This is a genomic window from Streptomyces litchfieldiae, from assembly GCF_031845365.1.
GTDB classification, from domain to species: Bacteria; Actinomycetota; Actinomycetes; order Streptomycetales; family Streptomycetaceae; genus Streptomyces; species Streptomyces litchfieldiae.
Map to the genome: position 1 here is coordinate 36001 of NZ_JAVREL010000004.1, position 24131 is coordinate 60131.

Below are 24131 nucleotides of genomic sequence, written 5' to 3' on the forward strand. Positions count from 1 at the left end.
TCAGCCTTCCTGTGCTGGTACGGCTCGAAGGGGCGTCCGGTCCGGCGCCGGGGAGGCGGGCGCGGCGGGCGGCTCGACGATGCCCTGGGCCGCGTTGCGGGCCTCCGCCTTGGCGGCGAGGTCGCGCACGGCGGCGTTGAAGCGCTCCAGCGAGGTCGGCTCGTCGGGGCCGAGGAGGTAGTGCTTCAGCTCGCCGCGGGCCGCGGCCAGCGGGTCGCCGGCCGGCTCGTGCACGGCCTGGAGCAGTTCGTCGAGGCGGGCCGCGTCGTTGCCGAGGATCACGGCGGCGCGAACGGCGGTGTTCTGCCGCTTGAACTCCTCGGCGCCCAGCTCGGCGGAGTCGGTGACGGCGTACGGCTTGCCGCTGGCGATGAAGTCCGAGACGACGCTGGAGATGTCGGAGACGAGGGCGTCGGACTGGTTGAAGCAGTCGAACAGCCGCGGCTCGGGGCCGGTGATGACGCGGTGCTCCCACCAGCCGCGGGACCGCCAGTAGGCGTCGTTCCACTCGGCGAGGCGGCGCTCCTCGGCCGCCGCCTCCTCGGGCGGCGTGTGGGCGTCGCGGGAGACGGAGGCGTCGTCCCAGGCGGGCGGCATCTTCCGGGTCCGGGCCTGCTCGGCCAGCGCGCGCAGCGTGGCCTGGGCCCGCGCCCGGTCGGCCGCGGTCTCCTCGGCCGCCGCCGCCCAGCGCGGGTCGGCGGCGCGCTCGGCGCCGGCCTCCTCCATCATGGCGACGATCCGCCGGTGCACCGCGCCGGCCTCCGGGTTCCGGGAGCCGGTGAACGGGTGCGGCTTGTACAGCACGCGCACGGGCCGCTCCGCGGTCAGCAGCCGGCGGATGATGTTCTCGCCGGCCAGCAGCAGCGACGTGTTCCCCGGGTCGTCGGTCCAGCCCTCCCAGGTGGGGGCGTACAGCACGGTGGGCACGCGGTCAGGGGCCACGCCGTCGGCCGGCAGGATGGGCGCGAGCTGCGGGCGGCCGACCTCCACGATGTCCTCGTCGCGCACCCCGACGTCGGCCAGCGCGTAACGGTCCCGGCCGGCGCGGCCCGCGGTCCACACCTCGTCGTACGCCTTGGCGTAGGGGTTGATGCTGGCGATCTTGTCGCTGTCACCGTGGCCGATGAAGACATGCTTCATGGTGGGCACGCGCAGCAGGTGGAGATTCTTGCCGACGTTCGCCGGGTAGAGGCCGACGCGCAGCGTGGAGAGGTCCATGTTCATCAGGTCGACCGCGCTGGGCACGCACACCACCGGCACGGTCGTGATGTCGAGCCGGGTCAGGATCGCGCGCTCGCGCAGGATCACCAGGGGCCGGGCGTCCAGCCGGGCCATGGTGTCCAGCCACATGTTGACCTGGTAGGCGGCGTCCTTGGAGCCGGAGAAGTACAGCGCGACGGTCGGGCGGTAGGAGCGCAGCCAGCCGTCGAACCACTCCAGCGTCTGCTCCTTGGCCGGCGGCAGCCGCTTCGCCCGCAGGAACGGCAGCAGCACCACCGTGTAGACCAGCACCAGGGCCACCGTGGTGGCGATCCCGGCGTAGCCGAACGCGGCGGTGCCGGTGGCGACGGCGGTCAGCAGCCCGGCGTACATGGGCAGCTCGGTGTGCAGCACCTTCTCCACCGACCGGTGGGTGAGCCAGCGCGGCGGCCCGTCGGGCACCGGCAGCGTGGACAGGTCGATGTTCCGGGTGGCGATCGGCAGCCGGCGCTTGCGGCGCAGCGTCATGATCAACGCGGTGTGCGGCGCCTGGAGGCCGTAGAAGAGCAGGAAGCCGACGACGGCCGCGTAGAACACCGTCTCGCCGGCCCAGTCGCCGCGCGCCATCAGCAGCACCAGCAGCAACTGGCGGACCAGGAAGCGGATGGTCAGGCCCACCCTGGCCTTGCCCATGCGGACCAGCAGGTAGCTGCCCCGGCGGTGGAGGTAGTGGTCACCGGCGTAGGAGAGCGCCGCGGCGGCGACGAACGCGCCGGTGACCGGCAGCAGCGCGGTGACCAGCATCAGCGGGTAGCTCACCACCATCAGCAGCGCCGCGACGAGCTCGGGACCCGTCGTCACTCCGGCCAGCCTGCGCAGGAGTCCTCCTGTCATGCCACCTCTCCACTGGCCTCGGCGTTCAGGGCGGCGGCCAGGGCCCGTTCGAAGGATCCGGCCTGGCTGGCGTCGGCGGTGGGGTCCTGCTGGCGGACGTCGATGACGTGTCCGGTCATCGGGGCCAGCAGCACATCCAGCGAAGCGCGGGCGACGGCCTCGGAGGCCAGCAGCGTGCCGGCCGGCTCCTCGCCGAACGCCTTGGTGCGCATCGGGGTGGCGGTCCGCTCGGGGTTGACGCAGTTGACGCGGATGCCGTCGGCGGCCCACTCGTCGGCCAGGGCCTGGGTGAGGTTCACCATGGCCGCCTTGGTCGAGGAGTACAGGCTGTACTCGGCGCGGCCCCGGGTGTAGCTGCTGGAGGTGTAGAGCAGGAGCTGGCCGCCGGTCTCGGCGAGGTACTTGTGGGCGGCGCGGGCGATGCGGACCGGGGCCAGGTAGTTGACCGTGAGCGCCTCCTCGATGGTGGCGTCGTCGGTCTCGGCGAGCTTCCCGATGCGCAGCACGCCCGCGGTGTTCACCACGAAGTCGACGCGTCCGGTGTCCGCGTAGGCCCGGGCGAGGGCGTCGGCCACGTCCCGCGGGTTCTCCACGTGGGTGCCGGTGGTGGAGCGGCCCAGCGCGTACACGGTGGCGCCGAAGCGCTCGGCGAGGTCGGCGATGTCCTTGCCTATGCCGTAGGAGCCGCCGAAGACGACGACGGTCTTGCCGGTGAGCTGTTCCCGGTAGGCGTCCTCGTCGGACTGGGCGGGGGCGGCGGTGGAGGCGAGCTGGAAGAGCTTGTCCGCGATGAACACGTCCACCGGCTGCGTGACCTTCATGTTGTACTCGTCACCCGGCACGACGTGGATGGGCACGTCCGGCAGGTACTTGAGCACCACGGAGCAGTCGTCGGTGGCCTGGAAATTGGGGTCCCCGGCGGCGATCTCGTAGGCGCGGCGGATGGTGGAGAGCCGGAACGCCTGCGGGGTCTGGCCCCGGCGGAGCCGCGAGCGGTCCGGCACGTCCGTGATGAACTCGCCGTCCTCGCCGTGCGTGCGGGTCACGATGATGGTGTCCGCGGAGGGGATGGCGACGTCCACCGCGCGGTACCGGTCGAGGGCGGCGACGCAGTCGGCGATCACTCGCTGGGAGAGCAGCGGGCGCACGGCGTCGTGGAAGAGGACCTTGCGGTCCTCCCCCTCGGCCAGCCCCTCGCTGAGCACGGATATCGCACGCTGGGTGGTCTCGTTGCGGGTGGCCCCGCCCTCGACGACGCGGGTGACCTTGGACAGACCGCCCTTGGCGACGATCTTCTCCACGTCCCCGGCATAGCCGGGGGCCATCATCACGAGGACGTCGTCGATGTCCTCGGCCTCCTCGAAGATGGCCAGGGTGTGTTCGATGACGGCCTTACCCGCGACCTTGATGAGCTGCTTCGGTATGGACAGACCCACGCGCTGGCCCGTTCCACCGGCGAGCACGACCGCGGTGGTGTGTGGGGACGAGCCTTGGGGATGGATGGTCAAGGAAGCTCCTGCCGGGTATCAAGAAGTGTCGCCTACGCGAGGAGAAGGTTAACCCCAGTAGAAGCTTGACCCCTAAGCCGGATGAACCGTTGTTGACCGTTATCGCTTTGTGACAGCGCGGAGTTACCCTGCGACGCTTACCCGAGTCGCAGCATGCCCCTTATTTCAGTCAAATGGGTCGAATTCCTCGAATTCCCGCTGTGCGGCGTCCTTCCGGCGGGCGTCGCGTTCCCTGCGGCGCGCCACGGCGGGCCGGATCGCGCTCATCCGGTGATCCTCGCCACGCCGGCCGAGCATCTCCGCGCCGCCGCTGACCGACGGCTCCCAGTCGAAGACAACGGCGTCGTCGTCCGAGCCGATCGCCACCCCGTCGCCCTCCCGGGCACCGGCCCGGACCAACTCGTCCTCGACGCCCAGCCGGTTCAGCCGGTCCGCGAGATAGCCCACGGCCTCGTCGTTGGTGAAATCCGTCTGACGGACCCAACGCTCCGGCTTCTCGCCCCTGACCCGGAAGAAGTTCTCCCCCTCGGCGGTCACCGTGAATCCCGTCTCATCCACCGCCTTCGGCCGGATCACCACGCGCGTGGACTCCTCGACGGGCTTTGCCGCGCGCGCCGCACTGACCTGCGCGGCAAGTACGTAGGAAAGATCATTCAGACCCTTCCGGGATACCGCCGAGACATCGAATACCCGAAGACCGCGTGCTTCGAGATCGGGCCGGACGATATCGGCGAGATCCTGGCCCTCCGGAATATCGGTCTTATTGAGCACAACAAGTCGCGGCCGGCCCTCCAGACCGCCGTACTTCGCGAGCTCGGCCTCGATCACGTCCAGATCGGTCAGCGGGTCCCGGCCCGGCTCCAGCGTGGCGCAGTCCAGCACGTGCACCAGGACCGAGCAGCGCTCGACGTGCCGCAGGAATTCGAGCCCGAGGCCCTTGCCCTCGCTCGCGCCCGGGATGAGCCCGGGCACGTCCGCGATCGTGTAGACGGTGGTACCGGCCGTGACCACGCCGAGGTTGGGCACCAGCGTGGTGAACGGGTAGTCCGCGATCTTCGGCTTGGCGGCCGACAGGACCGAGATCAGCGAGGACTTGCCCGCGGAGGGGTAGCCCACCAGCGCCACATCGGCGACGGTCTTCAGCTCCAGGACGATGTCCCGCTCCTCGCCCGGCTCGCCCAGCAGCGCGAAGCCCGGCGCCTTGCGCCGCGGCGAGGCGAGCGCGGCGTTCCCGAGGCCGCCCCGGCCGCCCTGGCCCGCCACGAACACGGTGCCCTCGCCGACAAGGTCCGCCAGGACCTCGCCGCGCCGGTCCAGCACGACCGTGCCGTCCGGCACGGGCAGCACCAGGTCCTCGCCGTCCGCGCCGGTGCGGTGGCCGCCGGCGCCCGGCTTGCCGTTGGTGGCCTTGCGGTGCGGCCGGTGGTGGTACTCCAGCAGCGTGGTGACGTCCCGGTCCACGACCAGGACCACGTTGCCGCCACGGCCGCCGTCGCCGCCGTCCGGGCCGCCCAGCGGCTTGAACTTCTCGCGGTGCACGGAGGCGCAGCCGTGGCCCCCGTTCCCGGCGACGACATGCAGTTCGACGCGGTCCACGAAGGTGGTCATGACGGGTGCCTCCCGATGCGGTGCTCGTTGCTACTACTGGAACAACCTGGATACTGGATCAACCTGGGTAAACAAGGCGAGGGCGGACCCGCTTCCCGGGATGGGAAGGCGGTCCGCCCTCGGAAAGTCGGAAGCCGACTCGATTACTCGGCGACCGGCACGATGTTCACGACCTTGCGGTCGCGGCGCTTGCCGAACTGCACGGTGCCGGCCTGAAGCGCGAACAGGGTGTCGTCGCCGCCACGGCCCACGCCCTGGCCCGGGTGGAAGTGCGTGCCGCGCTGGCGGACCAGGATCTCACCGGCGTTCACAAGCTGACCGCCGAAGCGCTTGACGCCGAGGTACTGCGGGTTGGAGTCGCGGCCGTTCCGAGTGGACGACGCGCCCTTCTTGTGTGCCATCTGTGCTCAGTCCCTTACTTCGAGGCCGGGGCGGGGATGTTGGTGATCTTGAGCTGGGTGTGCAACTGGCGGTGACCCATCCGCCGCCGGTACCCGGTCTTGTTCTTGAACTTCTGGATCCGGATCTTGTCGCCCTTGTGGTGGTCCAGCACCTCGGCCTGGACCTTGACCCCGGCCAGCACCCACGGGTCGCTGGTGACGGTCTCGCCGTCGACGACGAGGAGGGCGGAGAGCTCGACGGTGTCGCCGACCTCGCTGGACATCCGGTCAACCTCGATGACGTCGCCAACAGACACCTTCTGCTGACGGCCGCCGGTGCGCACGATCGCGTACACGCGGAACTCTCCCTCACTCGATACGGAGCCCCTGATGCCAGCAGCGGGCGAGCCCGGCCTCTCCCGGGCACGGACGGGGAACGTCCACGGCGCGGGAGGGAGATGCTCAGGAGCATGGCGGGCCTGATGACACGCCGACCGCCAACAATACGGACGCGTCAACAAGCCGGTCAAATTGGGCCGGCCCGCCCGCCCCGGGAACACCGGGCCGGGCGGGCCCGCTCGTCACTCGTCGGCCGACGCCGACACCGACGGCGGCTGCGGCTGCTCCGCGGCGGCGGTGGCCTTGGCCGACTTCTTCGCCGCGGCCTTCTTCGCCGTCTTCTTCGCCGCCGCCTTCTTGGCGGTCTTCTTCGCCGTCTTCTTCGCGGCCTTCTTGGCCGGTGCCTTCTTCGCCGGCGGGGTGGTGACGACCGTCACCACCGCCTCCGTGGCGCCCTCGGGCGACCCGGCGGGCGCGGACGCCCGGCGCACGGCCCGGCGGCGCGGCGGCGCCTCGGACACCGCCTCGGCCTCCGGCGCGGCGACGGGCTCGGCGGCCTCGGCCGGCTCGCTCGGCGCGACCACGAGCACCGCGGGCTCCGCCGCGGTCTTCGGCGAACCGGCCGGCACGGTCACCTTGCGGCTCCCGCGCCGCCGGGGCGGCGCCGGCTCCTCGGCCGGCTCCGGCTCGGGCTCGGCCACCGGCGCGGGGGCCGGAGCGGCGACCTCCTCGACCGCGGGGGCGGCCGCGGCGGCCTCCTCCGGGATCTCGGCGGGCTCCCCGGCGGTGATGACCGTCACCGTGCCGCCCTCGTCCGTCTTCGGCGGTCCGGCGGGCGCGCTCACCTTGCGGGTGACCCGGCGCCGGCGGCGCGGCGCGGGCGCCGCCTCGGGGGCCGGTTCCTCGGCCACCGGCTCGGCGACGGGCTCCGGGGCCTCGGCCGGCTCCCGCGTCTCCACGGGCTCCACCGGCTCGATCTCCTCGACCGTCTCCGCGGGCACGATCGGCTCGACCGGCTCCACGGTCTCGGCCGGCTCCGCCACCGGCTGCGGCTCCTCGGCGGCGGCCCGGCCGCGCTTGCGGCCCTTCTTGCCGCCCCCGCCGCCCGGCGCCTGCGCCTGGTCCGCGTGCACGATGACACCGCGGCCGTTGCAGTGGACACACGGCTCGGAGAACGACTCCAGCAGCCCCTGCCCGACCCGCTTGCGCGTCATCTGCACCAGGCCCAGCGAGGTGACCTCGGCCACCTGGTGCTTGGTGCGGTCCCGGCCCAGGCACTCCAGCAGCCGCCGCAGCACCAGATCCCGGTTGGACTCCAGCACCATGTCGATGAAGTCGATCACGATGATGCCGCCGAGGTCGCGCAGCCGAAGCTGGCGCACGATCTCCTCGGCCGCCTCCAGGTTGTTGCGGGTGACCGTCTCCTCCAGGTTCCCGCCCTGGCCGGTGAAGCGCCCGGTGTTCACGTCGATGACGACCATGGCCTCGGTCCGGTCGATGACCAGCGAACCGCCGCTCGGCAGCCACACCTTCCGGTCCAGCGCCTTCATCAACTGCTCGTCGATCCGGTACGTGGCGAAGACGTCCACCTCGGAGGTCCACCGCTGAAGGCGGCTGCTCAGATCCGGCGCCACGTGCGAGACATAGCCGTGGATGGTCTCCCACGCCTCGTCGCCGCTCACGATGACCTGCGAGAAGTCCTCGTTGAAGATGTCGCGGACCACGCGGACGGTCATGTCCGGCTCGCCGTACAGCAGCGAGGGGGCGTTGCCCTTCTTCGCCTTCTTCTGGATCTCCTCCCACTGCGCCTGGAGCCGCTCGACGTCGCGCGTCAGCTCCTCCTCGCTGGCGCCCTCGGCGGCGGTGCGCACGATGACGCCCGCGTCCTCGGGAACGATCTTCTTCAGGACCTGCTTCAGCCGCGCCCGCTCGGTGTCCGGCAGCTTCCGGCTGATGCCGGTCATGGAGCCCTCGGGCACATAGACCAGGTAACGCCCCGGCAGCGAGATCTGGCTGGTGAGCCGGGCGCCCTTGTGGCCGATCGGGTCCTTGGTGACCTGCACCAGCACCGGCTGGCCCGACTTCAGCGCGGACTCGATCCGGCGCGGGCCGCCGGACAGGCCCAGCGCCTCGAAGTTGACCTCACCGGCGTACAGGACCGCGTTGCGGCCCTTGCCGATGTCGACGAACGCCGCCTCCATCGAGGGCAGCACGTTCTGCACCTTGCCGAGGTAGACGTTGCCGACGTACGAGGCCGACTGCTCCTTGTTCACGAAGTGCTCGACGAGGACGTCGTCCTCCAGCACCGCGATCTGGGTGCGCTCGCCGCTCTGCCGGACGATCATGACCCGCTCGACCGACTCCCGGCGCGCCAGGAACTCCGCCTCGGTGATGATCGGCGCGCGGCGCCGGCCCTGCTCGCGGCCCTCGCGGCGGCGCTGCTTCTTGGCCTCCAGCCGCGTCGACCCCTTGATCGACTGCACGCCGTCGGCGCTCTCGGGCGCCTCCTCGCGCTTGCGGCGCGGCTCGCGGACCTTGACGACCGTGCGCTCCGGGTCGCCGACGGTCACCTCGCCGGACTCGCCGCTGCGCCGCCGGCGGCGCCGGCGACGGCGTGAGGCGCCGACGCCCTCCGCCTGCTCCTCGGCCTCGGCCGCGGCCTCCTCGGCGGGCTCCTCCTCGGCCTCTTCCTCCACGGCGGCGGCCTCGGGCTCGGGCTCCTCCTCGGCCTCCGCCTCCGCGGCGGCGGCGGCGGCCTCGGCGGCACGCTCCGCGGTCTCCCCGCGGCGGCGGCGCCGGCCGCCCCTGCGGCGCCGGCGGGCGGGCCGGTCGGCCTGCTCCTCGGCCTCCTCGGCGGCCTCGGGCAGTTCCTCGGCCTCTTCCTCCTCGAGTTCCTCCTCCTCGGCCTCCGCCTCGGCGGCGGCGGCCTCGGCGGCACGCTGCGGGGTCTGGAACATGGGCGCCTGGAACACCGGCGCCTGGAAGACGGCCGTCGCCACGGGCGCGACCGGCTGCGGCGGCACCTCCTCCTCGGAGGTGTCGGCCGGGGTGGCCTCGGGGGCGGACGCGACGCGCGTCGCACGACGCCGCTTGCGCCCGGGCTCGACCTCCTCGGCGGGCGGCTCGGGCGCCGGGCTCTCCTCCACGGCCTCGGGCACGGACGCGACGCGCGTCGCACGGCGCCGCTTCCGCGGGGCCTCGGGCTCCTCGGCCGCCGCCTCGGGGGCCGGGCTCTCCTCCACGGCCTCCGGCACGGACGCCACGCGGCGCCGCTTGCGCGCCGGGGCGGGCGCCTCGGCCTCGGCCTCCGGTTCAACGGCGGCGGCGGTCTCCTCCGGCGCCGGCTCGGGGGCAGCCACGGCACGGGTGGCACGACGCCGCTTCCGCGGCGCGGGCGCCGCCTCAGGAGCCGCCTCCTCCGAAACGGCCACGGCCTCCGCCGCCTCCGACTCACCCGCCGGCTCCACGACGGGCACCTCGGGCGCGGCCGCGGCACGCGTCGCACGACGCCGCTTCCGCGGCGCGGGCGCCGCCTCAGGAGCCGCCTCCTCCGAAACGGCCACGGCCTCCGCCGCCTTCGACTCACCCGCCGGCTCGACAACGGGCACCTCGGGCGCGGACACGGCCCGCGTCGCACGACGCCGCTTCCGCGGCGCGGGCGCCGCCTCAGGAGCCGCCTCCTCCGAAACGGCCACGGCCTCCGCCGCCTCAGGTTCGGCGGCGGCCCGCGTCGCCCGGCGCCGCGTGCGCGGCGCGGCGGCCTCGGCAGGCTCGGTCACGGTCTCCTCGGGGGCCGCCGCGGCGGGCGGGCCGGCCGGACGGCTCGCCGCCCGGCGGCGGCGCGGCGGAAGGGTGTCACTCGGTGTAGTGGTGTGGTCGGACGCTGAACTGCTCTCGGTGCGTTCCGCACCGTCCGTTTCCACGGACTCGTTGGGCTCTTGCATGCGGGCGGTTCTCCCGTCACGCTCCCGGGCGCCTCACGGTGAGGCGGGCGCCGCTCGGGAGCTGTCGTATCGCTCGCCGGTTCCGGACCCGCTGGGCCGGCTACGGCGAAAGTCTCCTGGTCGGTGCGTCGCGCGGAACAGCCGGGCCCGAGTGGCTCCCTGGCACCGGGCCGTTCGGCGGCGCAGCAACGGCATCGCTATCCGGTGATCCCCGGCGCCGCCGCGGCCTGCTGCCCGGCGCCCACGGTCAGGGCGGCCTTGGCAGCGTCGCGGTCGGGCGCGAACGGGTCGGTCACCGTGCCTGTCTCCTCATCGAGTGGCCCCTGCGCCAGCCTGGTCACCGCTACGGGGACCGGCGGCGCCAGGTCGGCCGTAGCGCGGAGACCGGACAGGACGTCGTCGGGTCGCACGGCAGGGGTGAGATGCCGTACTACCAGGCGCAGTATCGCACAGGGGTGGGGGTCGGGCCCATCGGACCCGCCCGCCGCCTCTTTGGGGGGCGCCACCGCGAGGGACACGACGGCCGAGCGGGCGTCGAAGGAACGCATGCCCTTCTTCGTCTGCCGCCGCACCTCGACGGCCTCGGCGGTCAGGAACGCCCCGGCCGCCGCCTCGGCCTCGGCCGGCGTCACACCGTCCAGCCGCAGCTCCCACCGGGACGCGGCCAGCCGCTCGGCGAAGTCCGGCGTGCGGGCCTCCACCGCGTCCACGATGTCCAGCCCGTCCGGCAGCGACGCGTCCAGCCGTGCCATCAGCGCGTCGACGTCCCGGTGCGCGGACAGGGCGATCTCCAGATACTCCGCCTCGCTGGCGGTGCCGGTGGGTGCGGCGTTCGCGTAGGAGACCTTGGGGTGCGGGGTGAATCCCGCGGAGTACGCCATGGGCACCCCGGCCCGGCGCAGCGCGCGCTCGAAGGCGCGCTGGAAATCGCGGTGGCTGGTGAACCGCAGGCGGCCCCGCTTGGTGTACCGCATGCGGATGCGCTGCACCGCGGGTGCGGGTGGCGGGCCTACGGGCTGTCGCTTCCCCAGTGCTCTTCAGTCCCTCGTACGTCACTTCGGGGCCCGGCTACGGGCCGTTGCTTACCCCCAAGGTTACGTCCCGCTCGTGGGGATCCAGTACCGGAGCTTCTCCGCCCGCTGGTCCTCGAAGACCCCGCCGCACGCCTCGATGACCTTGCGGGAGGCCACGTTGTCGTGGTCGCAGGTGACCAGGACCGGGTCGTGGCCGAGGTCGTGGGCCACCGGCAGCGAGGCGCGCAGCATCGCGGTGGCGTGGCCCCGGCGGCGGGCAGAGGGCCGCACGTCGTAGCCGATGATCCCGCCCCAGTCCAGCAGCCGGGGGGTGAGCCGGTGGCGGATGGACAGCCGGCCGAGAAATGTGTCGCCCGTCACATACCAGAGGACGGTGGAGGGGACCATGGCCACCGGCCGGGGCGTCTCGGGGCGGGCGTCGGCGAGGTTCCGCTCGACGTACTCGGCGAACGCCGCCGGGTCCCGCCAGCGCCCGCCGTAGACCACCATGTCGCGCCCCAGCATGGAGCCGTCGTGCACGGTGCCGCGGCCCTCCGCCACCCATTCGTCGACGGCTTCGAGGAACGAGGCGTGGACCGCGGTGGTGGGGGCGACGAGCTCGGGCACCGCATCATCGTGCGCCCGCGACCGCCGCCCGGCAACCCGGCCCGGCCGCTCAGCGCACGACGGTCAGCGGCAGCAGCTTCTTCCCGGTCGGGCCGATCTGGATCTTGGTGTCCATCTGAGGACAGACGCCGCAGTCGAAGCACGGCGTCCAGCGGCAGTCCTCGACCTCGGTCTCGTCGAGCGCGTCCTGCCAGTCCTCCCACAGCCAGTCCTTGTCCAGACCGGAGTCCAGGTGGTCCCACGGCAGGACCTCCTCGTAGCCGCGCTCGCGCGTGGTGTACCAGTCGACGTCCACGCCCTGCGGAACGAGCGCGGCCTCGGCGCAGGACATCCACTGGTCGTACGAGAAGAACTCGCGCCAGCCGTCGAAGCGCCCGCCCGCCTCGTACACCGCGCGGATCACCGCGCCCACGCGGCGGTCGCCGCGCGAGAGCAGGCCCTCGACGATGCCGGGCTTGCCGTCGTGGTAGCGGAAGCCGATGGACCGGCCGTACCGCTTGTCGCCGCGGATGGCGTCGCGCAGCTTGGCCAGCCGGGCGTCGGTCTCCTCGGCGGAGAGCTGCGGCGCCCACTGGAACGGGGTGTGCGGCTTGGGCACGAAGCCGCCGATGGAGACCGTGCAGCGGATGTCGTTGGAGCCGGAGACCTCCCGGCCCTTGGCGATCACCTTGGTCGCCAGCTCGGCGATCTGGAGCACGTCCTCGTCCGTCTCCGTGGGCAGGCCGCACATGAAGTACAGCTTCACCTGCCGCCAGCCGTTGCCGTAGGCGGTGGCCACGGTGCGGATCAGGTCGTCCTCGGAGACCATCTTGTTGATCACCTTGCGGATCCGCTCGCTGCCGCCCTCGGGGGCGAACGTGAGGCCGGAGCGGCGGCCGTTGCGCGTCAGCTCGTTGGCCAGGTCGATGTTGAACGCGTCGACCCGGGTGGACGGCAGCGACAGGCCGATCTTGTCTTCCTCGTACCGGTCGGCCAGGCCCTTGGTGATCTCGGCGATCTCGCTGTGGTCGGCGGAGGACAGCGACAGCAGGCCGACCTCCTCGAAGCCGGTCGCCCGCAGGCCCTTGTCCACCATCTCGCCGATGCCGGTGATCGACCGCTCCCGCACCGGGCGGGTGATCATGCCCGCCTGGCAGAACCGGCAGCCGCGCGTGCAGCCGCGGAAGATCTCCACCGACATCCGCTCGTGCACGGTCTCGGCCAGCGGAACGAGGGGCTGCTTGGGGTAGGGCCACTCGTCGAGGTCCATCACGGTGTGCTTGGCGACCCGCCACGGCACGCCGGAGCGGTTCGGCACGACGCGGGAGATCCGGCCGTCCGGCAGGTACTCCACGTCGTAGAACCCCGGCACATACACGCCGCCGGTGCGGGCCAACCGCAGCAGCAGCTCCTCCCGGCCGCCCGGCCGGCCCTCGCGCTTCCAGGCGCGGACGACGTCGGTGATCTCCAGCACGGCCTGCTCGCCGTCGCCGATGACCGCGCAGTCGATGAACTCCGCGATGGGCTCCGGGTTGAACGCGGCGTGCCCGCCGGCCACCACCACCGGGTGGTCCACGGTGCGCTCCCGCGCCTGAAGCGGGATGCCGGCCAGGTCCAGCGCGGTGAGCAGGTTCGTGTAGCCGAGCTCGGTGGAGAACGAGACGCCGAACAGGTCGAACGCCGCCACCGGCCGGTGCGCGTCCACCGTGAACTGCGGCACGCCGTGCTCGCGCATCAGCGCCTCGAGGTCCGGCCACACGCTGTAGGTGCGCTCGGCGAGCACACCCTCGCGCTCGTTCAGCACCTCGTAGAGGATCATGACGCCCTGGTTGGGCAGCCCCACTTCATAGGCGTCGGGGTACATCAGCGACCAGCGGACGTCGCAGGCGTCCCAGTCCTTGACGGTGGAGTTGAGCTCACCGCCGACGTACTGGATCGGCTTCTGGACGTGCGGGAGGAGGGCCTCCAGGCGCGGGAAGACCGACTCGACAGGCATGGGTTCGCGTCCTTCGGGACGGGGTTGGGGCTGTGACCCATCAGCGTACCCGCAGCGTGGCGAGCGTCCGTTCCCCGGCGGCGGCCAGCTCGGCCTCCCGCCCCCAGAGCACGCCGTAGGCGAACGACGGCTCGCCGGCGGCCTCGGCCTCGGCCGCGAGCCCGGCCAGCGCCTCGCGGGCCACCACGCTGTCGTGGTGGTCGCCCAGCACCTCCTGGACGCGGCGCCACCGTCTGCCGCGGCGGCGGGCCTCGCCGCCCAGCGCGGGCGTCGCCGCCTCGGCCGCGTAACGGGCGCGCTTGGCCGCCTTGCGGGCGACGTGCAGGGCGTCGTCCCGGTCCGGTCCGGCCGGCAGCTCCGTGGCGACCGCCAGCCGTCCCGCCAGCCGGTCGCCCTCCCGGCGCACGACCCCGGCCAGCACCTTCGCGGCCGGGCGGCCGGCGGCGCGGCGCAGCGGCGGCGCGCCCCTCAGCAGCAGGTCGAGGGTGTCCAGCAGGGCGAGGTAGCGGGAACTGTCCAGCGCGGCGGTCACCCGCTCCCGGGCCGCCGCGCGGCCGGTGTCGTCGCGCCGGGCCAGGCGGCGCGCGACCGGGCCGGTGCGCAGCTCGGCCGGCAGCTCGGCCAGCCGGGCGGCGAGCCGGTCGGCCAGCACCTCGCGGTCGCGGGCCGTGCCCAGCTCGCCGGCCAGCCAGCGCAGCTCGTCCTCCACCGGCCGCGTGGCGGCGCGGTCCAGCACCCGGCCATAGGAACGCAGACAGCTCCGCAGGCGGCGCGTGGCCACCCGCATCTGGTGCACGGAGTCGTGGCGGTCGCGGCGGACGGCCGGGTCCAGCCGGATCAGCGCGGCCAACTGACCCCGCGCGTACGCCAGTACCTCGGCACCCGCGGTGCCGGCCGCCGGCTCGGGCTGCTCCGGGGCGGCCGCCGCGGCGGTCTCCGCCAGCGCCCGGGCCAGCTTGGAGGCACTCGCCGAGGGGCGCGCCCCGGCGGCGGCCAGCCGTTCCTCCACGGCGTCCAGGACGGCCGGGTCGGCGCCCGGGGCGAGCTCCACCTCGACCTCGGTCCACTCGGCGGTGGCCTCGCCGCGCCGCGCGGAGACCGTGTCGACGGCCACCTCGGCGAGCACGGTGCCGGACGCGTCCAGCAGTTCGCGCCGCCGGCGGTCGGTGGCCAGGGTGACGACGGGGCCCAGCGGCTCGTGCCGGATCCGCGAACGCGCCAGGGCCAGCAGCGCGGCCGGCGGCTCGTCGGCGAGCGGCGCCCGGATCTCCTCCCGCGCCGAGCCGCCCAGCGGCAGCTTGAGGTGCCAGCCCTCGTCGGAGCCGCCGGTGCGGCGGCGCAGCGTGACCCCGTCGGCGGCGAGCCGCTGGCCGGGGGTGTCGTAGTAGACGGCGTTCAGCCGGTGGGCGCCGGCGTCCCGGGTGGCGCGCACCTCTCCGGCGCCGGCCAGCTCGGGCAGCGGCAGCGCGCCCTCGTACTTCCGCTCGGTCTCGGTCGTGCTGGTGATTGCCGGCTGCGCGCTCATGACCACCTCGCCCGTCGCGTCCGTCCGTGCCCCCGAGTTGGCCCTCACCAGCGTAACGCGAACGGGCCTTTCAGGCCGAGAGCGGACGTTTCATCCGTACCGACTGCAACAGCCCTATCGCGATCCACGACGCGAACATCGCGGTGCCGCCATAGGAGAGGAACGGCAGCGGCACGCCCGCCACCGGCATGATGCCCAGCGCCATCCCAATGTTCTCGAAGCACTGGAACGCGAACCACGCGACGACGCCCGCCGCGATGACCGTGCTGTAGAGGTCGGTGGCCCCCCGCGCGATGCGCAGCGCGCGCCACAGGACGATCCCTATCAGCACGATGATGCCGCCGGCCCCGACGAAGCCGAGCTCCTCCCCCGCCACGGTGAAGATGAAGTCCGTGTGCTGCTCGGGCACGAACTGCCCGGTGGTCTGGGTGCCCTCGAACAGGCCCTTGCCGTACAGCCCGCCCGAACCGATCGCGATCCGGGCCTGGTTGGTGTTGTAGCCGACGCCGGCGGGGTCCCGGGAGGGGTCGGCGAACGCGGCGAACCGGTCGAGCTGGTACTGGTCCAGCACGCCCAGCGTCCACACCAGCACCCCAGCGGCGACCCCGGCCAGCACCAGCCCGATGGACCACGTGAGCGCGGCGCCGGAGGCCAGGAGCATGCCGAGGACGATCATGCTGATCACCATGGCCATGCCCATGTCGTCGATGACGACGATGCCGAGCGGCGCGGCGGCCAGCGCCAGCGCCTGGAGCACCGCCCGGCTGCCGGGGTACTCGCGGTCGCCCGCGTCGACCTGGGCGGCCAATATCATCGCCATCCCCAGCACTATGGCCACCTTGGCGAACTCGCCCGGCTGGAGCGTGTATCCGCCGACGGACAGCCACGCGCGCTGGCCGTTGATCTCGGTGCCCAGCGGGCTGAACACCAGCAGCATCGCGCCCAGGGAGAAGGCGAAGAACAACGGCACGGCGCTGCGCAGCCGTTGATGGCCCAGCCACATCACGCCGATGGCCAGGGCGAGGCCCACGGCCAGGTTGATGCCCTGGCGGATCAGGAAGAACTCCGGGTCGCCGCCGGTGATGCCGGTGCGGTTGCGGGTGGCGGACCACACGAGCACGGTCCCGAGCCCGGACAGCGCCAGCGCGGCCAGCAGCAGGATCCAGTCGACGCGCCGGGCCACGGAATCCCGGGCGGCCAGCCGCCGCCAGGCGCTCTTGCGCGGCGCCGCCCGGTCGAGGGTCAGGGTGTGGACGCTCACCGGGACTTCCGTTCCCGACGGGGTCCGGCCGCGGATATCTCGTTGGCGGGGCCGGTCACTCGTTGCTCACCTGCTCGTCCCGTTCGTCGCGCCGGGCGTCGGTCTCCGGGTCCGGAATCTCGCCGCCCTCCGGTGCACCCGCCTCTTCGGCCGGCTCGCCGGACTCCTCGCCCTCCGCCGCCTCGTCGCCCTCCTCCGGCTCGTCGCGGTCGGGCACGATGGCGCCGGTGTCGTCGATCTCCGGCAGGTCCTGCCGCGGTTCCGGGAGCAGGGCGGCGTCCTCGTTGATGGAGCCGTCGTCGGAAACGCCGTACAGCGCCTCCCAGATGTTGCGCACGGCCGGGCCCGACGCGCCCGAGCCGGTACCGGCCTGGGCGATCGTCATGACCACGGTGTAGTCGTCGGAGTAGGTCGCCAGCCAGGACGTGGTCTGCTGGTCGCCCGACGCCTCCGCCGTACCGGTCTTGGCGTGCAGCGGGATCTCGTTCTGCGGCCAGCCGCCGAACTTCCAGGCGGCGCTGCCGGTGGTGATCACGCTCGCCGTGGCGTCCTGGAGGTTCTCCACGGTCTCCTCGTCGGCCGGGATCCGGCCCGCCACCTGCGGCTCGAACTCCTCCACCACTTGGCCGTCCGCACTCACCACGGCCCGGCCGACCTGCGGCGTGTACAGCGTGCCGCCGTTGCCCAGGGCCGCGTAGACGCTGGCGAGCTGTATCGGGGTGACCAGCACGTCGCCCTGGCCGATGCTGAAGTTCAGCATGTCACCGGCGCGCATCTTCATGCCCTCGGTGCAGTTCTCCCGGGCGATCCTGGCCTCGTAGTCCTCGCGGTCCGACTCGGCGATCTCGCACCAGGACTCCTCGTTGACCTCCCAGTAGTCCTGCTTCCACTGCCGGTCCGGGATCCGGCCCGCCGCCTCGTTCGGCAGGTCGATGCCGGTGCGCTCGCCGAGCCCGTAGTCGTGGGCGGTGCGGAACAGCCAGTCGTCCGGGTCGTCCACCGGGTCGATGCCGCCGTCGTTCTGCCACTCGCGGTGCGCGATGCCGTAGAAGACGGTGTTGCAGGAGACCTCGATGGCCCGGCCCAGGCTGATCGGGCCGTAGGAGGAGGACTCGAAGTTCCGGAAGGTCTGGCCGCCGATGTTGTACGAGGAGGAGCAGTTGTAGCTGCCGTCGAAGTCGTAGCCGGCGTTCACCGCGGCGGTCGTGGTGACCACCTTGAACGTCGATCCCGGCGGGCCCTGGCCCTGAATGGCCCGATTCAGCAGGGGGTTGTTCGCGTCCTCGTGGGTCAGCTCCGCGTACGCGTCGGTGGAGATGCCCCCGACCCAGACGTTGGGGTCGTAGTCGGGCGCGGAGGCCATGGCGACCACGCGGCCGGTGTCGTTCTCCATGACGATCGCGGCGCCCGCGTCGGCCTCGAAGTTCCGCCCGGACACGTCGTCATGGGTCTGCCGGGCGACCTCCATCGCGTTCACCAGCTCGTCCTCGACCACCGCCTGCACGCGGGAGTCGATGCTGGTGATCAGGTTGGACCCGGCGATGGCGGCCTCGTTCTCCGACTCCCCCAGCACTCGGCCGAACTTGTCGACCTCGTACCGCGTCACGCCCGCGTCGCCGCGCAGATAGCTGTCGTAGGCGCGCTCCAGGCCCGACCGGCCGATCTGGTCGGAGCGCAGCAGCGGCGCGTCCGTCTCCTCCGTCTCCGCGACCTCCTCGTCGGTGACCGGCGAGAGATAGCCGAGGACCTGCGCGGTGTTGGCGCCGTCCGGCGAGGGGTAACGGCGCACAGCGGTCGGCTCGGCGCTGATCCCCGGGAAGTCCTCGGCCCGCTCGCGGATCTGGAGCGCCTGCTGCGTCGTCGCCTCGTCGGTGATCGGGATGGGCTGGTAGGGGGAACCGTTCCAGCAGGGCTGGGGCGTCTCGGCGTCGCACAGCCGCACCCGGTTGGTGACCTCCTCCACCGACATGTCCAGCAGCTCGGCGAGATCGGCGAGCACCGCCTCGCCGCCGTCGTCCAACCGGCTCAGCTCGGTGCGGTCGGCGGAGACGACCAGCCGCGTCTCGTTGTCGGCGAGCGGCACCCCGCGCGAGTCCAGGATGGAGCCGCGCACGGCGGGCTGCACGACCTGCTGCACGTGGTTCCCCGCGGCCTCGGCCGCGAACTCGTCCCCCTGCCGGATCTGGAGGTACCACAGGCGCCCGCCCAGCGTGAGCAGGAGGGAGAAGACCAATATCTGGATGACGACCAGGCGGATGGTGATCCGTGAAGTCCGGCCGGTCTCCGGGATGTTCGTCACAGTCGCTTGACCCCCTTGATGCGGCCCGCCCTGTTGCGCGCGGACCTGCTGAGCAGGGTGGACCGCTGGCCGCCGAGCCGGGCCGCCTTGCCGTAACGGGTGCGGCGCGGCGCCCGGGTGCGCAGCCCGGTGCCGCCGCCCAGCCAGCTCACGGACGTGTCCCCGGCGGAGCCGCCCGATCCGCCGTCCCCGGACAGCGGATCGCTCTCCAGGCGGCGCGCCATCCCCATCACCAGCGGCACGGTGAACGGCGCGAGCAGCAAGTCGTACACGGTGGCGGTGACCAGCAGGTTGGTCAGGCCGACGTCGCGGGCCGCGGTGTCGCCGACCAGCGCGCCGACGCCCGCGTACAGCAGCGTGGAGCTGGCCGCGCCGGCCGCGACGACGAGCATCGGCACGGTCGCCGAACGGTGCTGCCCGTTCTCGGGCTTGGTCAGGCCCGCGGCGTAGCCGATGACGCACAGCACCAGCGCGTAACGGCCGACGGCGTGGTCGGCGGGCGGCGCCAGGTCGGCCATCAGGCCCGCGAGGAAGCCGGTGAGACAGCCCCCGACATGCCCGTAGACGAGGGCCAGCGCGAGCACGGTGAGCAGCAGCAGGTCCGGGACGGCGCCCGGGAGTTGGAGCCGGGCCAGCACGCTGACCTGGAGGACCAGCGCCACGACCACGAGAACGGCCGCGAGCAGGGTGCGGGAGACGCGCATCGGTCAGCTCCTGGAGGCTGGGTCGTCGTCTTCGGCCTCGCCGTCCCCGGCGGCACCGGCGTCGGCGTCCTCTTCGACGTCGCGCTCGGCGCTCTCGTTCCGGCCCTCGTCCTCGGGACGGGGCGGCAGAACGGTGTCGCGCGGGTTGTCACGGGGCGGCTCGACGACGACGCCGACGAGATCGAGCTGGGTGAACGCCACATAGGGACGGACCTGGACGGTGCGGGTGAGGTCGCCGGTCGTGCGGTCCACGCTGACGACCTCGCCCACCGGCACGCCCGGCACGAAGGGCCGGTTCTCCGCGGAACCGAAGGTGACCATCCGGTCGCCCTCCTGCACACGGGCCTGCTGGTTCAGCAGTTGGACGTCCAGCGTGTTGTCCCCGCGGCCGGTGGCGAACCCCAACTCCTCGCTGTCCTCCAGCCGCGTGCCCACGGTGAACCCCGGGTCGTTGGCCAGCAGAACGGTGGCGGTGCCCGGGCCGACCGTGGTGACACGGCCGACGAGCCCGTCGCCGTTGAGCACGGTCATGTCGCGTGCGATGCCGTCCTCGCTGCCGGCGTCGATGGTGACGGTCCAGGAGAACCCCTGGGCCGCGCCGATGGCGATGACCTGGGCGCCGACGATGCCGTACTGCCCGGCGCCGGCGGTCCGCAGCATCTCGTCCAACTGCTCTATCCGCGAGTCGCGGTGCGCCTCGCTGCCCAACTGCTGGCGCAGCTCGGCGTTCTCCCGCTCCAGCTCGCTGATCCGGTCGTGCCGGTCGCCCGACTCGCGGACCGCCGCGATGGCGTTGGCCACCGGGTCCACCGCGCCCGCGACGCCCTCCTCCACGGGCCCGAACACCGAGGCGGCGGCCTCCCGGGCGCCGTCCAGCGGAGAGTCCTCACCGCCGCGGATGTCCATCGTGATCAGGGCGAAGGCGATGCAAACCAGCAGAACGAGAAGCAGCCGGCTTTCTCGGGTGTCCCTCACGTGCGGCGGCCGTGCCTTTCTGATCGGTCCTGGGTCGTCGGATCACTGGGCTAACGATCCGCCACGCGGATTGGGGTCCCTCCACGCGGCGGACCACCGGCGCTGGAGCCGGCCCCGCTCAACGCCTGGGCTGGGCGTCCAGGACCTGTTGCAGCGCCTCGAACTCCTCGACGCACTTGCCCGAGCCGAGGGCCACGGAGTCCAGCGGGTCCTCGGCGATGTGGATGGGCATCCCGGTCTCCTTGCGCAGCCGCTCGTCCAGGCCGCGCAGCAGGGCGCCGCCACCGGTGAGGACGATGCCGCGGTCCATGATGTCGCCGGACAGCTCGGGCGGGCACTTGTCCAGCGTCGTCTTGACCGCGTCCACAATGGCGTTGACCGGCTCCTCCATGGCCTTGCGCACCTCGGCGGAGGAGATCACCACGGTCTTCGGCAGCCCGCTCACCAGGTCCCGGCCACGGATCTCCGTGTGCTCGTCCTGGTCCATGTCGTGCGCCGAACCGATGGTGATCTTGATGCTCTCGGCGGTGCGCTCGCCCAGCAGAAGGCTGTACTCCTTCTTGATGTGCTGGATGATCGCGTTGTCCAGCTCGTCGCCGGCGACGCGGATCGACTGCGCGGTGACGATGCCGCCCAGCGAGATGACCGCGACCTCGGTGGTGCCGCCGCCGATGTCGACCACCATGTTGCCCGTGGCCTCGTGGACCGGCAGGCCCGAGCCGATCGCGGCGGCCATCGGCTCCTCGATGATGTGCACCTGGCGGGCACCCGCCTGGGTGGACGCCTCGATCACCGCCCGCCGCTCCACACCGGTGATGCCGGAGGGCACACAGACGACGACCCGCGGCCGGGCGAGATAACGCCGTTTGTGGATTTTCAGAATGAAGTAGCGCAACATCCGCTCGGTGATCTCGAAGTCGGCGATGACGCCGTCCTTCAGCGGACGCACGGCGACGATGTTGCCCGGGGTGCGGCCGATCATCTTCTTTGCCTCGGCGCCGACCGCGAGAATGCCGCCGGTGTTGGTGTTGATGGCGACCACCGACGGTTCGTTGAGGACAATCCCTCGACCTCTGACGTACACCAGCGTGTTGGCCGTCCCGAGGTCGACTGCCATGTCACGGCCGATGAACGACATATTGTTCGCCATAGGGATACATCTGGCCTTCCAGCTGGAGCGATTTGTGCGGGGAGGTCGGCAGGGGTGCGATGAACGGTGCGCCTTGAGGTCCCCCAGCGTTGCGGGGGATCGCTGCGGCGATGCCATCGTATCCACGGCCGGTCGAACACGGAGCGCCGGAGCGCCGCTTTCGCCATTGTCGGCGGAACGTGGCCCACCCTCCATCATGGTGACGGCGTGTTCGTGGGACGGGTTCCCTCGTTCGACTGTACAGAGCGGAATGGAAGACTGCATTCAGGCGAACATCGCGAGTCGTGCACTGTTCCGGCCCTTGACGGCGGATCAGGTGAACGAGGGAAGCGGTGAAACGGAAGGCGCGGCGGTCCGGCGGCCGGGTCAGTCGCGGCCGGGGAAGAAAATCTTCAGCTCGCGTTCGGCCGACTCCTCGGAGTCGGAGGCGTGGATCAGGTTCTCCCGCACGATGGTGCCGAAGTCGCCCCGGATGGAGCCCGGTGCGGCGGCGATGGGGTCGGTCGGCCCGGCCAGCGCCCGCAGCCCCTCGATGACCCGCTCGCCCTCGACGAGCAGCACGACGCTGGGGCCGGAGGACATGAACTCGATCAACGGCTCGTAGAACGGCCGTCCGACGTGCTCCGCGTAATGCGTCTCCAGCGTGGCCCGGTCCAGGGTGCGCATCTCGATCGCGCTGATCGTCCAGCCGGCCTTTCGCTCGATGCGGCCGACGATCTCGCCGATCAGGCCCCGGGCGACCGCGTCCGGCTTCAGAAGGACAAGAGTGCGCTGGCTCATTTCAGGCGGCTCCTGGGAAACGGGATCGATGGGAGATCAGCAAGAGATTACCCGGACGGGCCCGCCACCCGGCGCGCGGGCCCTGTCAGGCCGCGGCGCGCGCGGCCTTGATCGCGTCCACGCGCCGGCCGTAGTGGACCGAGGCCCACCACAAACCGGCGAAGGCCGCGCCCAGCAGGAACATCGCCGGCAGCACGAACCCGCTGGCGATCAGCCCCACCTGGAGCGCCCAGCCGAGCTCCACCCCGCCGCGCCGGCCGATCATGCCGCACAGCAGCAGGCACAGCGCCATGGCCGTGCCGCTGACCGCCCACAGCGTGCCGGTGGGCACGTCGGACAGCCGCATCGCGGCCAGGGCGCCCAGGCCGATGATGATGAACTCCCCGATCAGTGTGCTGGCGCAGAACATGCGCATCAGCCGGACCTCCCCAGCAGCAGCCGCGCTTCCCCGACGGTGATGACCGAGCCGGTCACCAGCACCCCGGCCCCGGCGTACTCGCCCTCCTCCTCGGCCAGCGCGATGGCCGCGTCCAGCGCGTCGTCCAGCCGCGGCTCGACGCTCACCCGCTCCTCGCCGAAGACCTCGACCGCCACGGCGGCCAGCCGGTCGGCGTCCATCGCGCGGTGGCTGGTGTTCCGCGTGACGACGACCTCGGTGAAGATCGGCTCGAACGCCTCCAGCAGGCCCCGGACGTCCTTGCCCTCGCTGGCGCCGACGACCCCGATGAGCCGGCTGAAGCCGAACGCCTCGGAGACGGCCGCCGCGGCGGCCTGCGCGCCGGCCGGATTGTGCGCGGCGTCCAGCAGCACGGTCGGGCTGGTCCGCACCACCTCCAGCCGGCCGGGCGAGGTCACGGAGGCGAACGCGGCGCGGACCACGTCCGCGTCCAGCGTCCCGGCCCGGTCGCCCTCGCCGACGCCGAAGAACGCCTCGACCGCGGCGAGCGCCACGGCCGCGTTGTGCGCCATGTGCTCGCCGTACAGCGGCAGGAACACCTCGGGGTACTCGCCGCCGAGGCCGCGCAGCGTCAGAAGCTGGCCGCCCACGGCCATCTCCCGGGACAGCACGCCGAACTCCAGTCCCTCGCGGGCGACGGTGGCGTCCCGTTCGGCCGCGCGCCGCAGGAGAACGGCGGCGGCCTCGATCTGCTGCTGGGCGAGCACCACGCGGGCGTCCTGCTTGATGACACCGGACTTCTCCCCGGCGATCTTCTCCGGCGTGTCGCCGAGCCGTTCGGTGTGGTCCAGCGAGATCGGCGTAATGACGGCGACCTGGCCGTCGACCACGTTGGTGGCGTCCCAGGTGCCGCCCATGCCGACCTCGACGACGGCCACGTCCACCGGCGCGTCAGCGAAGGCCGCGAACGCCATGCCGGTGAGCACCTCGAAGAACGACAGCCGGTAGTCCTGCTGGTCGTCGACCAGCTCGACATAGGGCTTGATGTCCTCGTAGGCGGCGACGAAGCGCTCCGGCGCGATGGGCGCGCCGTCCAGGCTGATCCGCTCGGTGATGGACTGGACGTGCGGGCTGCTGTACCGGCCGGTGCGCAGCTCGAAGGCGCCGAGCAGCGCCTCGATCATGCGCGCGGTGCTGGTCTTGCCGTTGGTGCCGGTGACGTGGATCGCCGGGTAGGAGCGCTGCGGCTCGCCGAGCACGTCCATCAGCGCCCGGATGCGGACCACCGACGGGTCGAGCTTCGTCTCCGGCCAGCGCTTGGCCAGCTCCGTCTCCACCTCGCGCAGCGCCCGGTCGGTCTCCGGGTCGCTCGGCCGCGTCGGCAGATCCCCGCCCCCGGCGGGCCCGGCCTGGGTCCGCAGGGTGCGGCTGCCGGCCTCGATCACCGCGAGATCCGGGTCCCGGTCCTCCGCCGCGGCCACGATCTCCTCGAAGGGATCACCGGAATCGGGCGCGCCTGGCGCGCGTGCGTCGCTCACGCACGCCAGTCTAC

The 24131-nt window shown here is 72.4% G+C and carries 18 protein-coding genes; all 18 read right to left on the minus strand.

Annotation, left to right across the window (positions count from 1 at the left end; all coding sequences use genetic code 11):
- The 18 genes from RM590_RS08905 to folC all read right to left on the minus strand — a co-directional run bounded on the left by RM590_RS08905 (window position 1) and on the right by folC (window position 24117).
- Window positions 1-2094, minus strand: a complete 2094-nt coding sequence (locus RM590_RS08905; protein ID WP_311703881.1) for a hypothetical protein — start codon at window positions 2092-2094, stop codon at window positions 1-3.
- Window positions 2091-3596 (minus strand): SDR family NAD(P)-dependent oxidoreductase, encoded by a 1506-nt coding sequence (locus RM590_RS08910; RefSeq protein WP_394813843.1) that lies wholly within the window; start codon window positions 3594-3596, stop codon window positions 2091-2093. Before RM590_RS08910 ends, RM590_RS08905 begins: the two co-directional genes overlap by 4 nt.
- A gap of 171 nt (window positions 3597-3767) precedes the next feature.
- A complete protein-coding gene (obgE, locus tag RM590_RS08915; protein ID WP_311703883.1) occupies window positions 3768-5210 on the minus strand; it encodes a GTPase ObgE in 1443 nt (480 codons plus the stop codon).
- A 143-nt stretch (window positions 5211-5353) separates the two neighbouring features.
- Window positions 5354-5611: a 50S ribosomal protein L27 gene (gene rpmA / locus RM590_RS08920; RefSeq protein WP_311703884.1), complete on the minus strand. Its 258-nt coding sequence runs from the start codon at window positions 5609-5611 to the stop codon at window positions 5354-5356.
- A gap of 14 nt (window positions 5612-5625) precedes the next feature.
- Entirely contained in the window at window positions 5626-5946 is a 321-nt protein-coding gene (gene rplU, locus RM590_RS08925; RefSeq protein ID WP_311703885.1) for a 50S ribosomal protein L21, read from the minus strand.
- A gap of 225 nt (window positions 5947-6171) precedes the next feature.
- The gene (locus RM590_RS08930) at window positions 6172-9873 is read right to left on the minus strand and encodes an Rne/Rng family ribonuclease (RefSeq protein WP_311703886.1); all 3702 of its coding nucleotides are present in this window, start codon (window positions 9871-9873) and stop codon (window positions 6172-6174) included.
- A 197-nt stretch (window positions 9874-10070) separates the two neighbouring features.
- Window positions 10071-10862 carry a TIGR03936 family radical SAM-associated protein gene (locus tag RM590_RS08935; protein ID WP_311703887.1) on the minus strand — a complete coding sequence of 264 codons (792 nt, stop codon included), beginning with the start codon at window positions 10860-10862 and terminating at the stop codon, window positions 10071-10073.
- 105 nt (window positions 10863-10967) lie between these two features.
- Window positions 10968-11513: a GNAT family N-acetyltransferase gene (locus RM590_RS08940; protein ID WP_311703888.1), complete on the minus strand. Its 546-nt coding sequence runs from the start codon at window positions 11511-11513 to the stop codon at window positions 10968-10970.
- A gap of 49 nt (window positions 11514-11562) precedes the next feature.
- On the minus strand, window positions 11563-13488 hold the full coding sequence (locus RM590_RS08945) for a TIGR03960 family B12-binding radical SAM protein (protein WP_311703889.1): 1926 nt from the start codon (window positions 13486-13488) through the stop codon (window positions 11563-11565).
- Window positions 13489-13528: 40 nt separating this feature from the next.
- Window positions 13529-15013: a CYTH and CHAD domain-containing protein gene (locus RM590_RS08950; protein ID WP_311703890.1), complete on the minus strand. Its 1485-nt coding sequence runs from the start codon at window positions 15011-15013 to the stop codon at window positions 13529-13531.
- 70 nt (window positions 15014-15083) lie between these two features.
- Window positions 15084-16274, minus strand: coding sequence for an FtsW/RodA/SpoVE family cell cycle protein (locus tag RM590_RS08955; RefSeq protein WP_311703891.1), 1191 nt, complete (start codon window positions 16272-16274; stop codon window positions 15084-15086).
- A 55-nt stretch (window positions 16275-16329) separates the two neighbouring features.
- The gene (gene mrdA, locus RM590_RS08960) at window positions 16330-18573 is read right to left on the minus strand and encodes a penicillin-binding protein 2 (RefSeq protein WP_311703892.1); all 2244 of its coding nucleotides are present in this window, start codon (window positions 18571-18573) and stop codon (window positions 16330-16332) included.
- A complete protein-coding gene (gene mreD, locus RM590_RS08965) occupies window positions 18570-19277 on the minus strand; it encodes a rod shape-determining protein MreD (protein ID WP_311703893.1) in 708 nt (235 codons plus the stop codon). The genes mrdA and mreD overlap by 4 nt, the downstream gene beginning before the upstream one ends.
- 3 nt (window positions 19278-19280) lie before the next feature.
- Entirely contained in the window at window positions 19281-20252 is a 972-nt protein-coding gene (gene mreC / locus RM590_RS08970) for a rod shape-determining protein MreC (RefSeq protein WP_311703894.1), read from the minus strand.
- A 118-nt stretch (window positions 20253-20370) separates the two neighbouring features.
- On the minus strand, window positions 20371-21390 hold the full coding sequence (locus tag RM590_RS08975; protein ID WP_311704174.1) for a rod shape-determining protein: 1020 nt from the start codon (window positions 21388-21390) through the stop codon (window positions 20371-20373).
- A 378-nt stretch (window positions 21391-21768) separates the two neighbouring features.
- Entirely contained in the window at window positions 21769-22182 is a 414-nt protein-coding gene (ndk, locus tag RM590_RS08980) for a nucleoside-diphosphate kinase (protein ID WP_311703895.1), read from the minus strand.
- Between the two features lie 85 nt (window positions 22183-22267).
- The gene (locus RM590_RS08985) at window positions 22268-22597 is read right to left on the minus strand and encodes a DUF4233 domain-containing protein (RefSeq protein ID WP_311703896.1); all 330 of its coding nucleotides are present in this window, start codon (window positions 22595-22597) and stop codon (window positions 22268-22270) included.
- Window positions 22597-24117 (minus strand): bifunctional tetrahydrofolate synthase/dihydrofolate synthase, encoded by a 1521-nt coding sequence (folC, locus tag RM590_RS08990; protein ID WP_311703897.1) that lies wholly within the window; start codon window positions 24115-24117, stop codon window positions 22597-22599. The genes RM590_RS08985 and folC overlap by 1 nt, the downstream gene beginning before the upstream one ends.
- Between the last annotated feature and the right edge of the window lie 14 nt (window positions 24118-24131).